Genomic DNA, 13,222 nt, shown 5'->3' with positions numbered 1-13,222 from the left:
TCAGCTTCTGGCTTGCAGAGCCTTGGCCATTTGCAGATGATTTTGCAATTTGGGCAGGGTTTCTTCGGCGAACGCCTTGATTTGCGGCACGTCGGTGGTCTGCGCCTCCTGCTGCAACCGTTCGATGGCTTGCTGTGTGGTCTTCACCTGGCTGGCCGTATAGGCCTCATCGAAGGTCGCTCCCTCCATGACTTGCGGCATCAGGGCTTTGGCCTTTTCGACAATTTCTTCCCGCGGCGCTACCGGCAAATCCAGTTGTCTGGCGATTTTCGCCAGGTGCTGGTTCGCCGTGGTCCGGTCGTTGATGACGACGATGGTGTAGTCCTTGACCTCTTTGGACTCGGACTTCTGGTGTGCCAGGCGACTGGCCTCGATATCGGCCATGCCTTGGGCCGACGCATCGTCGATGAATTCGGCAGGGGATTGGGCGAAGACGTTGCTGGCAAACAGGCCCAGTAACGTGGCAATACTGGCATTACATAATCGGGTGGCCATCCGTTTCATGGTCGCGCCCTCCTTTTTCAAATTCAAACGGGAGCTTGCGCCCCCGCTTCTCAATCAAAACCACCTGCATCCATTACTTGGATTTCTGTCCGGGTTTGCGGCCCATATCGGGTTTCGCAGGTTCTTTATCGACAGTCGTGGTGGTGGTTTTCCCACCCTTGCGACCGGCTTCAGACGCCTTCGTTCGATCGTTGGCGAAGTTTCCCGAGTTCGAGTTTCTTGAATTAGGCATGATTCTCTTCCTCTTGGTGGTAGTCGCGGCGAGCTGGCGCCCGCATAGAATCTGAATTTGCGCATGCCAAAAGGTTTAGAAAAATGCGTGGACAGTACGACGAACGGTGTACGGACTATCAGGCCATTCCCAGGTGATGCTCACGTTTGGCGCAGTACATCGCCTCGTCGGCATGCCGGAATAACTGCTTCTCCTCGGTGCCGTGATCCGGGTATCGGGCGACGCCGATGCTGGGATGGATGCTCAGGTTGTGCCCGTCCAGACGCAGGGGTCGGGCCAGGACTTGACGGATTTTTCCGACCACGATGTCGGTATCGTCTGCAGCATGGATGCGGTGCAGCAACACCACGAATTCATCGCCGCCAATGCGGGCCACGGTGTCGGTTTCCCGCACGCAGCCCTTGAGCCGGTTGGCCACCGCTTGCAGCAGCATGTCGCCGACCGCATGGCCATGGCTGTCATTGACTTGCTTGAAGCGATCGAGATCGACGTACAGCAGGGCCATGCGCCCGCCGTCCATGCGGGCCAATTGCAATGACGCCTTGAGGCGGTCGCGCAACAGCTCACGGTTGGGTAACTGGGTCAGTTGGTCGTACTGGGCCATGTGTTGCAGGCGGGCATGCAGCTGCTTGCGCTCGATGGCCGTCGCGACCTGGGCGCAGACGTACTGCAGCAATTCCTTGTCTTGCTCGGTGTAGCGCTCGCCACCCGGAACACTTTTGACGATCAACGCGCCGATGGTGCCGTTCTGCGAGTTCAGCGGCACACCCAGCCAGCAGGGTGCGTTCTGCCCGGTCATCAGCGCTTCGAAGCCGGCAGGCGGCGTGCACAGGTCCGGGGTCAACAGGATCGGCTGCCCCGTGCGGATCACTTCGGTGCACACCCGCCCGGTCATGGTCCCGGGCAGTTCGGGTTGTGGCTCCTGGTCATCGACGTGATAAGGGAAATTCAGCTGCGCACAGTGCTCGTCGTACAGCGCCACGGAAAAATTCAGCGCCGGCAGCCACTCGCCGATGATCATGTGGATGCGCCTGAACAACGCCAGCAGATCCTCCGCCGCGTGGGCCGCTTCGGATATCGCATACAACGCGGCCTGCCGGGATTCGGCCTGCTTGCGCTCGGTGATGTCGCGCGCCACGGCAATGCGCAACTGGTCGACCTCGGACCAACGAGCCGACCAGAGGATGTGCACCACCTGGCCATCCTTGCGCAGGTAGCGGTTTTCGAAGTTGAGCTTGGGCTCGCCGCCCATGATTTCCCGGGCGGCATCGAGTGTGCGCAAGCGATCTGCGGGGTGCACCATGTCGATCATCAGCTGACCGATCATTTCATCGGCGCTGTAGCCGAAAATGCGCTCGCACGCCGCACTGACAAAGACGAAGCGGCCTTGCTTGTCCACCGCACAAACGGCGTCCAGCAACAGATCGATATAGCTCGCCAATGGCGCGGAGTTCCGGTTTTCCATGGTTCAGCGTGGGTGTCCCGATAATGCAGCGCTCATCAATCATCCCTGCCCGGTCGGCCTTGCTTCCTTGTGATCACATTCAAGCCTTGTTCGGCATCAGCCCCGGCAACGCATGGACCAGCGCGTTGATGGCAAAGCCGATGAACATTACCCCGCACAACCGGGTGATCGCCAGTTCATGACGTTGATACAAAGTGCGCACCCGCCGCGCCCCAACGATGCCGATGAGAATAGCGTAGGCAAGCAATCCACCGACAAAGCTCAGGCTGATCAGTGCTGGCAGCATTGACCAGTTGAGCAGTTCCGCGCGGCTCGACAACAGCGCCGTGAATGTCGCCACCGCCACCGGATAAGCCTTGGGATTGGTCAGGCCGAACAGAATGCCATGCCAGAACGGCTGCCGCGCCGGCCCCTGTGGCGTATCGCCATTGCTGCGCCGGGCGCGCACCGCACGCCAACCGAGCCAGAACAGGTACAGGCCGCTGAGCACACCCAGCACGTCGAACGCGGTACTGCCGATCTCCCGCGCACCGACAATCGCGATCAACGCCGTGCTGCACCACACCACATCGCCGAGCAAATGCCCGCACAGAAACCCCGCCCCGGCGCGTCGCCCATGGGCCGCGCCAATGCCGAACACCGCCAGCACGCCCGGTCCCGGGGTGATGCCGTAGATAAATCCCGAGGCAAGCACGGCCATTAGTAGCGATGGGGTCATGGGGAGTCCTTTTGTACTGCTGGGTGAATGGTGGCCAGTCTATATCAGGTCCCGCAACATCGACTTACAGATCGTCGAAGAACTTCATCCCCGCATACGGCCGCTGCCGGCAGGCCATCAGGCGCGATGCCAGATCACCCACATGGGCTTCCAGCTTGTGGCCATCCGGGTCGAGGAAGTAGAACGATGCGCCCTCGCTGCGATTGTCGCGCCACTCCTGCACCCCGGCGGATCGCAGGCGCTCGACGAAACGCGGAAAATCCGCCGCATCGAGGCTGAAAGCGTAATGGGTGTAGTCGGCGGCGGGCTCGGGATCGCGTTGCGGGTCGAGGGAGAGGCACAACCACAACCCCGGCAGCGACAGGTAGGCGCCGGTATCCCAGGTGGCTTCGAGGTGCAGTTGCAGGAGGTTCCGGTAGAACGCCACGCTGCGGTTCAGGTCGGTGACGGCGAAGGTCAGGTGGTTGAGGCCTGTGAGCATGGGGTTAAAGACCTTTGAGGTTTTCAGGTGCGACGAAGAGTTCACCTATGAGATTGGCAATGAAAACGTCTGAATCTGCAAACGGTAGATGGAAGGATTCACCACTACCGCAAGACCATTTGTTACGACAGACGAACGGGGGCGGCCTCCCCCTGCATGACACTGTAGTATGTTGTATTACAAACCACTACATCGAGACCGTCATGTCCACCATGTCCTTGCGCCTGCCAGACGAAATCGCCGATACCCTCGCCAGTCTTTCCAAGGCCACTGGTCGCAGCAAGTCGTTCCTCGCAGTCGATGCCTTGCGCGAGTATCTCGCGAGGGAAGCATGGCAAATCGAAGAAATCCAGAAAGCACTGAAAGAAGCCGATGCCGGTGACTTCGCCTCGTCAGACGAGGTCAGTGCGATTGCTGATAAGTGGGTAAGCAATGCGCGTTGAGTGGCTGCGTACTGCACTCAAGAACCTTGATGAAGAAGCCGCGTACATTGCGATAGAGAATCCAAAGGCAGCAGCAGATTTCGTACAAGCCATTCTCGCCAGCGTCGATCACCTTGCGCGCTTTCCGGCAGCAGGCCGGGAAGGTCGATTGCCCGGTACTCGTGAATGGATTTTGCCCGACCGCCCCTATCTGATTCCGTATCGAGTTCGCCAAGGTCGTCTGCAAGTGCTCAGGGTCTTCCACACTCGACGCCTTCCCCCCATCCATTGGTGATTACAGCGAATCATCCCCCCGAAAACAAACCCCGTCTGCACCTGCACCAATCCGCTCATTCAGCCAGTTCAACGCTTGGTCTGCGCCCCGCCGTTTATGCCACGCCAACACAAAGGTGAACGACGGAATATCAAAGGGTGGCAGCACGACGATCAACGACTGTTCATCAATATCGCGCAGACCACGCGAGGCCACCGTCAGAATAAGATCAGTACCGCTGATGCATTCCGGGGCCACGCTCCAGTGCGGCAGGCTGACAGCCACACGACGACGTTCACGCATTGCGGTCAACGCGCGCTCGATTTCCGGGGTGCCGCTGCCGCGCATTTCCAGCAGCACATGGGGTCTAGCCAGGTAGGTGGGCAGGTCGAGCACACCGTTGGCGGGCAGGCTTTTGCGGTCCACCAGGCAGGCGTAGTGCTCTTCGAACAGCGGTGTGCTGCGCAATTCGTTGGGCATTTCCGGGAACACACCAATGGCGACGTCAATATCACCGTTGAGCACACCGTCGAGCATGCTTTCGCGGCTGCCATGGCTGATTTGCAGGTCGATGCCCGGCGCATCGCGGCGCAAGGTCCGGATCAGTCCCGGCAGGACAATGGCGGCGCCATAGTCGGACATCGCCAGGCGGAAGGTGCGCCTGGCGGTAGCCGGATCAAAGGCGTTCGGCGCCAGCAGCGCTTGCACCTGGGCCAGGGCTTCGGCCAGCGGTGCCACCAGTTCCAATGCTCGCGGCGTCGGTACAAGGCCGGCTCCGGCGCGCACCAGCAGCGGATCGCCAAGCAGGTCGCGCAATCTCGCCAGCGCATGGCTCACCGCAGGCTGGCTCAAGTGCAGTCGCTCGGCAGCGCGGGTTACGTGTTGCTCAGTGAGCAAGGCGTCGAGGATCACCAGCAGGTTGAGGTCGATGCGTCGAAGATCATTCATTTGCTGCATGTTCTGGATAACAAAACGGAATTTAAATCTGCGCGACGAATACCCTAGAGTCCAGCAAAACCTGTTGGAGAACGATCATGACTACGTTGCATTGGGCCGCTCTGGTGGTGCTGGCAATGATTGCCGGGGCGGTGGTGCCGTTTCAGAGCGCGATCAACGTCAACCTGGGGCGCGGGTTGGGCCATCCGTTGTGGGCGACGCTCGCCTCGTTGCTGGTGAGCGTTATCGTGCTGTTGCCGATCATCGTTGCAATGCGCTTGCCGTTGCCATCACTGGCCTTTATCGGCAAGGCGCCGTTGTGGATGTGGGCGGGTGGCGCTTTTGGGGTGTGCTTCATTTCCCTGGCATTGGTGCTGCTGCCCAGGCTCGGTGCCGCGGGGTTCATGGCATTGGCGCTGGCGGGGCAAGTGGTGGCGTCGTTGTTGCTGGATCACTTCGGCTGGTTTGGCCTGATGGAGCGGCAGGTCACCTTGCCCAAGGTGTTTGGGGTGGTGCTGTTGATGGGCGGGGTGGTGTTGATTCAGTTCAGTGACACTGTGCAAAAAGCGATGACAGCGACGTCTTGAAGATCAAAAGATCGCAGCCTCCGGCAGCTCCTGCGGGGATGCGTGGTCCGGGCCGGTGCTGCCGAAGGCTGCGATCTTTTAAAACTTGTCGAGTGTGCGCAACTTCTGCGGCAACCCCCACAGCAACAGCGCCACCGCGATCAGTGCACAGACACCAATGACATACAGCGCCGGCGTGGTGCTGCCGGTCAGGTCCTTGATCCGGCCGACCATCACCGGGCTGACGATGCCACCGAACTGGCCCAGGGTGTTGATCACCGCGATCCCGCCCGCCGCGCCCGCGCCGGCACCGGCCAGCAGTTTCGGCGGCAGGGTCCAGAAGCTCGGGATGGAGGCGATGATCCCGGCACCTAGCAGGCCCAGCGCAACGATCAGGAAGGTCGTGTGGCTGGCGAAGATCCCTGCACAGAAGAACCCGACCGCACCGACGCCCACCAGACCGGCAACATACTTGCGCCGCTCGCCGGAAGCATCGGACAGGCGTCCGATCACCACCATGCTGATGGCGCCGCAGATGTACGGGATGGCGGTCAGCAGGCCGATCATCACCGGACTTTCGGTACCGGCGCTGCGGATCAGTTGCGGTGCCCAGAAATTCAACCCGTAAGACGCCACCTGGATCAGGAAGTAGATCAGCCCCAGTGTCAGGAACCCCGGAATCCGCAGTGCGGCGAGCAACGAGCCACCGCTCTTGTGCGGTTCATGCTGGGCGATGCGGCTAGCCAGCAAGGTCTTCTCCGAAGGCGTCAGCCAATGGGCGTCTTCGATGCGGTCCTTGAGCAGGGTCAGCACCAGCAAACCGAGGCCGATGCACGGCACGCCACCGAGCAGGAACAGCCAGTGCCAGCCGCGCATATCCAGAAAGCCGTCGAGGTGTTGCAGCACCAGGCCCGAGAACGGCGCGCCCACAAGGCCGGCAAACGCCGACGACAGGAACAGCATCGAGGTGATGCGTCCACGATAGTGCTGCGGGAACCACAGGGTCAGGTAATACAGTACGCCCGGGGCAAAACCCGCTTCCATCGCGCCGATCACGAAGCGCAGCACGTAGAACTGCCATTCGCTGTTGACGAACACCATGGCCGCCGTGGCCAGGCCCCAGGACATCATGATCCGGGCGATCCAGCGCCGGGCGCCGACCTTGTACAACATCATGTTGCTCGGCACTTCGAAAATCACATAACCGACCACGAACAACCCGGCACCCAGACCGTACGCGGTGTCGCTCAGGCTCAGGTCGGCCTGCAGCTGAAACTTGGCGAAGCTGATGTTGATGCGATCGAAAAAAGCGAACAGGTAGCAGACCATGATCAGCGGCATCAGGCGCCAGGCGACTTTGCTGACCAGGGCTTTTTCGGTGTCGTGGCTAACGGACGGGCTCGCGCTCGCCTCCAGTGCATTCAGGCTCATTGCGGTTCTCCAGGCGGACTTCCCGTGGGTGTCCGATTGTTTTTGTTGTCTGGTTGGAAACAGGTGCGATGTTTTTACTGTGGGAGCGAGCCTGCTCGCGAAAGCGGTGCATCAGTCGACATCCTTGTTGGATATGACTCAGTCATCGCGAGCAGGCTCGCTCCCACAGGGTTAGGGGTGGGGTCAGGAAGGCACGGGGTGCAGGTCACAATTGCGCCCGGCCTTGGCCAGTTGCCCCGGTACTTCGTGGCCGAGCAACGCCGGCAGTCCTCGGGACAGTTTCAGCAGCAGCGGCAAATCGATGCCGGTGTGAATGCCGACTTCATCGCACAGGTTCACCAGGTCTTCTGTACAGATGTTGCCCGACGCTCCCGGTGCAAACGGGCAGCCACCGAGACCACCCAATGCAGCGTCGAAACGTCGGGCACCAGCCTCATAGGCAGCCAGCACGTTGCACAGGCCGAGGCCACGGGTGTTGTGGAAATGCAGGGTCAAATCCGCCGGCGCCACCCGCTGCAGCACCCGACGCACCAGTCGCTCGACCTGGCGCGGATTGGCCATGCCCGTGGTGTCGGCCAAGGTGATGCCCTGAATGCCGAGTTCCTGATAGGCCTCGACGATTTGCAGGACGCGGTCCTCATCGATCTTGCCCTCGAACGGGCAGCCGAAGGTGGTGGCGATGCTGCCATTGAGACGCACCGGGCTTTCGCCAACAAACCGCACGATCTCGCCGAACGCTGCCAATGAATCCTCACAACGTATGCGCATGTTCGCCAGGTTGTGGGTCTGGCTGGCGGACATCACCAGGTTCAGCTCATCGGCACTGCACGCCAGCGCCCGTTGCGCACCCTTGAGGTTGGGGATCAAGGCGACGTAGATCACCCCCGGCTGCCGGGCAATGCCCTTGAACACCAGCTCGCCATCGCGCAGCGCAGGAATGGCCTTGGGCGACACGAACGAACCGGCTTCGATGCGGCTGAACCCGGCCAGCGACAATTGATCGATCAGGGCAATCTTGTCGTGGGTTTCAACCCAGGTCGGCTCGATTTGCAGACCGTCGCGCGGGGACACTTCCTGCACGATCAGGCTGTCGGAATAATCGGTGATCATTGCACCACTCCTTCGACTTTCAGGCGTTCGATGTCCATCGCGGTGAGGCCCAGTTGCGCGAGGATGCCGTCGGTGTGCTGGCCCAGCCCGGGGCCGGACCAGTTCACGCCGCCGGGTGTCTCGGAGAGTTTCGGTACGATGCCCGGCATTTTCACCGTGGCGCCACCGGGAAGTTCGGCATTGAGCAGCATGTCCCGCGCCTGATAGTGCGGATCGGCGACGATGTCGGCCACCGAGTAGATGCGTCCGGCCGGGACTTCGGCGGCTTCCAGCGCGGCCAGCACCTCGTCGATGGGCAGGCTGCTGGTCCAGTGGGTGATGGCGGCGTCGAGCTGGTTGCTTTTGGCGGCACGCCCGTCGTTGTGGGCGAATTCCGGCGCCTCGGCCAGATCCGCGCGGCCGATGGTGTGCATCAGGCGCTTGTAGATCGGATCGCTGTTGCCGGCAATCACTACATAGGCGCCGTCGGCGGTCAAATAGGTGTTGGATGGTGCGATCCCCGGCAAGGCGCCGCCGCTGCGTTCACGCACATGGCCGAGCATGTCGTATTCCGGCACCAGGCTTTCCATGACGTTGAACACACTTTCGGCCAGGGACACATCGACGATCTGCCCGCTGCCCTGCCCGGTCTTGACCCGCAGCAATGACATCAGCGCACCGATCACCGCATGCAGCGAAGCCAGGGAATCGCCGAGGCTCACGCCGACCCGCGCCGGCGGCGAACCGGGGGTGCCGGTGGTGTAGCGAATCCCGCCCATGGCCTCGCCTATGGCACCGAAACCCGGACGGTCGCGGTACGGGCCGGTCTGGCCGTAACCGGAAATCCGCACCAGGGTCAGGTTGGGGTTGAGGGCGTGCAACACGTCCCAGCCCAAGCCGAGTTTCTCCAGGGCGCCGGGGCGCAGGTTTTCGATCAGCACATCGGCGCTGGTCGCCAGTTGCTTGACCAGTTCGATGCCTTCGGGGGATTTGAGGTTCAGCGCCAGGGATTTCTTGTTGCGCGATTGCAGGTACCACCACAGCGAGGTGCCTTCATGCAGCTTGCGCCATTTGCGCAGGGGATCGCCCTGCCCCATGGCTTCGATCTTGATCACCTCGGCGCCGAATTCGGCCAGCATGCGCGCGGCAAATGGCGCAGCGATCAGCGTGCCGATCTCGATCACTTTGATTGCACTCAGGGGGGCAGTCATCGCGGGGTACCTCTTGTTCTTGGAATATGAGCCAAGGCTAGAGGACTGATGCCTGATGAATCCAACCTTCAGTTGGCAACGGGCGTTCGCGAAATGCGAACGCATGACGACTCATCACCCGTAGGAGCTGCCGCAGGCTGCGATCTTTTGATCTTGCTTGTACAAAATAAAGTCAAAAGATCGCAGCCTGCGGCAGCTCCTACAGGGGGGGGCTTCCATCGGGGAATCAATTCATCCCACGCAAATGCTCAAACAACATCCGGCTCACCGGCGACAGCAGCGCCTCATCGCGCACCACCAGAATCAACGCCCGATCGGACCATTCATCCGTCAACGGCACCGCGTGCAACCCCAGCGCCCGGCCAAATAATTCATAGGCTCGCTGCGGAAGGATGCCGATCCCCATGTTGGCCTGGACCATGCGGCACATGGCATCGAACCCCGGCACATGAATGCGCACCCGCAACACCTTGCCGGCTTCGCGGGCCGCTGCATGGGTACGCATGTTAATCGAACTGGCGGCATGCAACCCAACGTAATCGCTGCCCAGCGTATCGGCGAACGCCACGCACGACCGGCTCGCCAAGGAATGGTGCGGCGGCATCAACACCATCAGTTTGTCCTGGCGATACAGCACGCTGTGCAGGCCCTTGATGTCACTGTCGATGGAACAGATGCCGAGGTCGGCGACCCCGTCGAGCACGCCCTGAATCACCCCGGCGCTGGGGCGTTCTTCGAGGTCGGTCTTGACCTGTGGGTGACGCTCGGAAAAATCCCGCAGGTCCTCGGGTAAAAACTGAATGATCGCCGACAGGTTGGCGAGCATCCGCACATAGCCGCGCACACCGTGGCTGTGTTCGCCCAGTTCGAGGCCCATTTTCTCGACGTTGAACAGCATCTGCCGGGCATGGTGCAGCAGGGTTTCACCCGCCGGTGTCAGGGACATGCCCTTGGCCTGGCGCACGAACAGGCTGATGCCCAGCGCTTCCTCCAGCTCCATCAGGCGCTTGCTCGCCGCCGAGACGGCAATCGCCTCGCGCGACGCGGCACGGGTCAGCGTGCCCTCTTCATGGACGGCGACAAACAGTTGCAGAGTGATCAGATCGAGACGGCGGATCAGGCTTTTTTGCAGCATCGGGTACTCGGCGAAGTCGGCTCGGGCGAAGTCGCAGCATAACGTTCTTCGCCCGCGTCGTGCCGTGGTCGGGCAGCCGGTCGTGATAAAGTCGCCGCCCAAAGACCTTTTGCCGTGAGACGAAGACCGCAATGACCGATTTCCAGGATGTCGATGCCCAACTTGAAGACTGGAACGCGTTGCGCAGCACCGCTTCGTTCAGCGGCTTGCTGGTGGGCAACGGTGCCAGTCGCGCGGTATGGGACGATTTCGGCTACGAGTCGCTGTTCGAAAATGCCCGCACCGTTGAAGAAAAACCCCTGACCCCGTCCGAGCTGAGCGTGTTCGACGCGATGCAGACCCGCAGTTTCGAGCAGGTACTGAGCGCGTTGAAAACCACCAGCCGGGTCAACAAGGCCCTGGCCGTCAGCTCCGCCGCCCCGCGCAATCGCTATTACGCGATCAAGGAAGCGCTGATCAACACCGTACATGCGGTGCATATCCCGTGGCGGCTGGTGGTGCCTTCGACGCTGGCGACCATCAATCAGGAACTGGCCCGCTACCGCACGGTGTTCACCACCAATTACGACCTGATCAACTACTGGGCGGTGCAACACCAGCCCGAGGCGATCACCGATCTGTTCCAGGGGGCCGAACCCGCTTTCGACCTGAGCGACACGGCCACCGACAAAACCCGCTTGCTGTACCTGCACGGCGGTCTGCACCTGGTGCGCAACCAGGACGGCACGGCGCGCAAGCTGATGTCGACCGAGGGCACGTTGCTGGGCAACTTCGCGATCAACAACACGATCAAGACCCTCGACGACGTGCCGCTGTTCGTCAACGAAGGGCCGAGTGCGGACAAGCTCAAGACCATCCGCAGTTCGGACTATCTGTCGTTCTGCTACGAGCAATTGCTCGGTCACGGCCAGGCGCTGTGCATCTTCGGCCATGCGCTGGGGGAGCAGGACAGCCACATCATCCATGCCTTGCGCCTGGCGAAACCGCAGGTGCTGGCGATCTCGATTTACCCGCGCAGCAAGGCCTTCATCCAGCACCAGAAGCGGCATTACGCGAAGGTGTTTGAGGGGACGGGGGTTGAATTGCGGTTTTTTGATTCCAAGAGCCATGCGTTGGGTGGCCCGAAGTTATCGGTTCCAGTCGAAGTTTAGTACTGACCGATCTGACGCTTTCGCGAGCAAGCCCGCTCCCACATGGGATCTGTGTCGTTCACAAATCCCATGTGGGAGCGGGCTTGCTCGCGAAGCTTTTACAGTCAACTCATTCCTCGGTGCTATGCACCACCACCAGCAACTGCGCCTGTACCTCACCCACCGAACGAATCCGGTGCGGTTTTTGCGCATTGAAGTGCAGCGCATCGCCACGATCGAGCAGCACGCGCTCGTTCATGAAGTCCACTTCCACCCGCCCCTCGTGGACGAACAGAAACTCCTCGCCCAGGTGCTCCTTGAAGGTTTTGTCGGTGAACTCCGCCGGCGGGTAAATGATGAACGGCAGCAGGCTGCGTTCACTGACCTGATGGGCCAGCACCGCGTAACCCGGATTGTTGCCACTCGCCCCCAAAGGTTGCCGTTCGTGGCTGCGCACCAGGCTGTAGCTGTCGAGGCTGGCGTTGTCTTCAGAGAACAATTCCTCGACCTTCACGTTCAGCGCCTTGGCCAGTTTCAACGCCGCCGCAATCGATGGCGTGTTCAACCCGCGCTCGACTTTCGACAGGTAACTCTTGGTCATGCCGGATTGTTCGGCCAGCGCTTCCAACGTCACGCCAAGTTTTTTTCTTAGTAATTTCAAACGGATAGACATGTGGAGCAATTAATCCATCAAGGAGGCAACGATTTGTCCTTGCCAATGACACAAAGTGTCATTTAGGCTCTTTAGTGTCATTTGCGCTCACCGACGACTTTGCGAGGAACGGTGAGCGGCAAACCCGACGTCCATTGAATCACCCAAAGGACACCGATATGGCCAAGACATTAGCACTGCCCAAAGAGCAACTGGTCAAGCACGCGCTGAACCAAATGCAAAATACCCTGGCGGATAATACGTGGACCGCCCGGCAAAAGCTGGCCCTGACCTGCCGCATCCTGTTCGAGCACGGTCACGATTCCGGCCTTGCCGGGCAAATCACCGCCCGTGGCCCGCAGCCCGGCACTTACTACACTCAACAACTGGGCCTGGGTTTCGACGAAATCACCGCGGGCAACCTGCTGCTGGTCAACGAAGACCTGGAGGTGCTCGAAGGCCACGGCATGCCCAACCCGGCCAATCGTTTTCACAGCTGGGTATACCGCGCCCGCCCGGATGTGAACTGCATCATCCACACCCATCCGACCCACGTTGCAGCCTTGTCGATGCTGGAAGTACCGTTGCAGATTTCCCACATGGACCTCTGCCCGCTCTATGACGATTGCGCGTTTCTCGAAGGCTGGCCGGGTGTGCCGGTGGGCAACGAGGAAGGCGAGTTGATTGCCGGGGCACTGGGCGACAAACGGGCGATCCTGCTTTCGCACCACGGCCAATTGTCCACCGGCAACACCATCGAGGAAGCCTGTGTCATCGCGCAGCTGATCGAACGTGCCGCGAAGCTGCAACTGTTGGCGATGAGCGCCGGGACCATCAAGCCGATCATCCCCGCGCTGGGCCGCGAAGCCCATGACTGGATCGCCCGGCCGAAACGTCACGCCGCCGCTTTCAACTACTACGCCCGGCAGAGCCTGCGCCAACACGCCGATTGCCTGAACTGACCCCAGACCTTTTT

16 protein-coding genes are annotated in these 13,222 nt (G+C 60.9%); 5 read left to right on the top strand and 11 right to left on the bottom strand.

The features are described 5' to 3' along the window. From KW846_RS23445 to fos, 5 genes are all read right to left on the bottom strand, one after another. Positions 1-504: a DUF4142 domain-containing protein gene (locus KW846_RS23445; protein WP_218485665.1), complete on the bottom strand. Its 504-nt coding sequence runs from the start codon at positions 502-504 to the stop codon at positions 1-3. Between the two features lie 73 nt (positions 505-577). Further along, on the bottom strand, positions 578-736 hold the full coding sequence (locus KW846_RS23440; RefSeq protein WP_007976786.1) for a KGG domain-containing protein: 159 nt from the start codon (positions 734-736) through the stop codon (positions 578-580). Positions 737-854: 118 nt separating this feature from the next. Next, entirely contained in the window at positions 855-2,201 is a 1,347-nt protein-coding gene (locus KW846_RS23435) for a GGDEF domain-containing protein (protein WP_218485663.1), read from the bottom strand. Between the two features lie 79 nt (positions 2,202-2,280). Continuing rightward, the gene (locus tag KW846_RS23430; protein ID WP_218485661.1) at positions 2,281-2,919 is read right to left on the bottom strand and encodes a LysE family translocator; all 639 of its coding nucleotides are present in this window, start codon (positions 2,917-2,919) and stop codon (positions 2,281-2,283) included. A gap of 64 nt (positions 2,920-2,983) precedes the next feature. Continuing rightward, positions 2,984-3,400, bottom strand: a complete 417-nt coding sequence (fos, locus tag KW846_RS23425; protein ID WP_218485659.1) for a fosfomycin resistance glutathione transferase — start codon at positions 3,398-3,400, stop codon at positions 2,984-2,986. Between the two features lie 203 nt (positions 3,401-3,603). Between fos and KW846_RS23420 the strand changes: the two genes are divergently transcribed. Both KW846_RS23420 and KW846_RS23415 read left to right on the top strand, forming a co-directional pair. Next, on the top strand, positions 3,604-3,843 hold the full coding sequence (locus tag KW846_RS23420; RefSeq protein WP_095966249.1) for a CopG family ribbon-helix-helix protein: 240 nt from the start codon (positions 3,604-3,606) through the stop codon (positions 3,841-3,843). Continuing rightward, entirely contained in the window at positions 3,833-4,117 is a 285-nt protein-coding gene (locus KW846_RS23415; protein WP_218485658.1) for a type II toxin-antitoxin system RelE/ParE family toxin, read from the top strand. Before KW846_RS23420 ends, KW846_RS23415 begins: the two co-directional genes overlap by 11 nt. Here KW846_RS23415 and KW846_RS23410 read toward each other — a convergent pair whose 3' ends face one another. Continuing rightward, positions 4,118-5,053, bottom strand: coding sequence for a LysR family transcriptional regulator (locus KW846_RS23410; protein WP_218485654.1), 936 nt, complete (start codon positions 5,051-5,053; stop codon positions 4,118-4,120). 77 nt (positions 5,054-5,130) lie between these two features. On the opposite strand from KW846_RS23410, the gene KW846_RS23405 reads away from it, so the two are divergent. After that, positions 5,131-5,619: a DMT family transporter gene (locus KW846_RS23405; protein WP_218485652.1), complete on the top strand. Its 489-nt coding sequence runs from the start codon at positions 5,131-5,133 to the stop codon at positions 5,617-5,619. A 78-nt stretch (positions 5,620-5,697) separates the two neighbouring features. Here the strand turns inward: KW846_RS23405 and KW846_RS23400 are convergent, their stop codons facing one another. The 4 genes from KW846_RS23400 to KW846_RS23385 all read right to left on the bottom strand — a co-directional run bounded on the left by KW846_RS23400 (position 5,698) and on the right by KW846_RS23385 (position 10,464). Continuing rightward, positions 5,698-7,029 carry an MFS transporter gene (locus KW846_RS23400; RefSeq protein WP_116580209.1) on the bottom strand — a complete coding sequence of 444 codons (1,332 nt, stop codon included), beginning with the start codon at positions 7,027-7,029 and terminating at the stop codon, positions 5,698-5,700. A 183-nt stretch (positions 7,030-7,212) separates the two neighbouring features. Continuing rightward, the gene (locus KW846_RS23395) at positions 7,213-8,139 is read right to left on the bottom strand and encodes a hydroxymethylglutaryl-CoA lyase (RefSeq protein WP_218485650.1); all 927 of its coding nucleotides are present in this window, start codon (positions 8,137-8,139) and stop codon (positions 7,213-7,215) included. Continuing rightward, the gene (locus KW846_RS23390; protein ID WP_218485648.1) at positions 8,136-9,329 is read right to left on the bottom strand and encodes a CaiB/BaiF CoA-transferase family protein; all 1,194 of its coding nucleotides are present in this window, start codon (positions 9,327-9,329) and stop codon (positions 8,136-8,138) included. Before KW846_RS23390 ends, KW846_RS23395 begins: the two co-directional genes overlap by 4 nt. A gap of 226 nt (positions 9,330-9,555) precedes the next feature. Continuing rightward, a complete protein-coding gene (locus tag KW846_RS23385; protein ID WP_218485646.1) occupies positions 9,556-10,464 on the bottom strand; it encodes a LysR family transcriptional regulator in 909 nt (302 codons plus the stop codon). 131 nt (positions 10,465-10,595) lie between these two features. Between KW846_RS23385 and KW846_RS23380 the strand changes: the two genes are divergently transcribed. Then, positions 10,596-11,615, top strand: coding sequence for a DUF4917 family protein (locus KW846_RS23380; RefSeq protein ID WP_218485644.1), 1,020 nt, complete (start codon positions 10,596-10,598; stop codon positions 11,613-11,615). Positions 11,616-11,724: 109 nt separating this feature from the next. On the opposite strand, the gene KW846_RS23375 is transcribed toward KW846_RS23380, so the two are convergent. Next, positions 11,725-12,267 (bottom strand): helix-turn-helix domain-containing protein, encoded by a 543-nt coding sequence (locus KW846_RS23375; RefSeq protein ID WP_116580204.1) that lies wholly within the window; start codon positions 12,265-12,267, stop codon positions 11,725-11,727. A 158-nt stretch (positions 12,268-12,425) separates the two neighbouring features. Between KW846_RS23375 and KW846_RS23370 the strand changes: the two genes are divergently transcribed. Further along, the gene (locus KW846_RS23370; protein ID WP_218485642.1) at positions 12,426-13,208 is read left to right on the top strand and encodes an aldolase; all 783 of its coding nucleotides are present in this window, start codon (positions 12,426-12,428) and stop codon (positions 13,206-13,208) included. The last annotated feature ends 14 nt before the right edge of the window (positions 13,209-13,222 follow it).

Origin of the sequence: Pseudomonas sp. PDM32, from assembly GCF_019219225.1 — a bacterium.
Classification (GTDB): Bacteria; Pseudomonadota; Gammaproteobacteria; order Pseudomonadales; family Pseudomonadaceae; genus Aquipseudomonas; species Aquipseudomonas laurylsulfatiphila.
The sequence above is the reverse complement of the archived record's forward strand: the minus strand, read 5'-3'. Positions and strand labels throughout refer to the sequence as shown.

What these genes read in the sequence shown, in the direction of transcription:
- KW846_RS23400 (WP_116580209.1), bottom strand. Translation starts at nt 7,029, where the DNA reads ATGAGCCTGAATGCACTGGAGGCGAGCGCGAGCCCGTCCGTTAGCCAC.
- KW846_RS23375 (WP_116580204.1), bottom strand. Translation starts at nt 12,267, where the DNA reads ATGTCTATCCGTTTGAAATTACTAAGAAAAAAACTTGGCGTGACGTTG.
- KW846_RS23435 (WP_218485663.1), bottom strand. Translation starts at nt 2,201, where the DNA reads ATGGAAAACCGGAACTCCGCGCCATTGGCGAGCTATATCGATCTGTTG.
- KW846_RS23430 (WP_218485661.1), bottom strand. Translation starts at nt 2,919, where the DNA reads ATGACCCCATCGCTACTAATGGCCGTGCTTGCCTCGGGATTTATCTAC.
- KW846_RS23415 (WP_218485658.1), top strand. Translation starts at nt 3,833, where the DNA reads ATGCGCGTTGAGTGGCTGCGTACTGCACTCAAGAACCTTGATGAAGAA.
- KW846_RS23385 (WP_218485646.1), bottom strand. Translation starts at nt 10,464, where the DNA reads ATGCTGCAAAAAAGCCTGATCCGCCGTCTCGATCTGATCACTCTGCAA.
- KW846_RS23440 (WP_007976786.1), bottom strand. Translation starts at nt 736, where the DNA reads ATGCCTAATTCAAGAAACTCGAACTCGGGAAACTTCGCCAACGATCGA.
- KW846_RS23405 (WP_218485652.1), top strand. Translation starts at nt 5,131, where the DNA reads ATGACTACGTTGCATTGGGCCGCTCTGGTGGTGCTGGCAATGATTGCC.
- KW846_RS23445 (WP_218485665.1), bottom strand. Translation starts at nt 504, where the DNA reads ATGAAACGGATGGCCACCCGATTATGTAATGCCAGTATTGCCACGTTA.
- KW846_RS23370 (WP_218485642.1), top strand. Translation starts at nt 12,426, where the DNA reads ATGGCCAAGACATTAGCACTGCCCAAAGAGCAACTGGTCAAGCACGCG.
- KW846_RS23395 (WP_218485650.1), bottom strand. Translation starts at nt 8,139, where the DNA reads ATGATCACCGATTATTCCGACAGCCTGATCGTGCAGGAAGTGTCCCCG.
- fos (WP_218485659.1), bottom strand. Translation starts at nt 3,400, where the DNA reads ATGCTCACAGGCCTCAACCACCTGACCTTCGCCGTCACCGACCTGAAC.
- KW846_RS23390 (WP_218485648.1), bottom strand. Translation starts at nt 9,329, where the DNA reads ATGACTGCCCCCCTGAGTGCAATCAAAGTGATCGAGATCGGCACGCTG.
- KW846_RS23380 (WP_218485644.1), top strand. Translation starts at nt 10,596, where the DNA reads ATGACCGATTTCCAGGATGTCGATGCCCAACTTGAAGACTGGAACGCG.
- KW846_RS23410 (WP_218485654.1), bottom strand. Translation starts at nt 5,053, where the DNA reads ATGCAGCAAATGAATGATCTTCGACGCATCGACCTCAACCTGCTGGTG.
- KW846_RS23420 (WP_095966249.1), top strand. Translation starts at nt 3,604, where the DNA reads ATGTCCACCATGTCCTTGCGCCTGCCAGACGAAATCGCCGATACCCTC.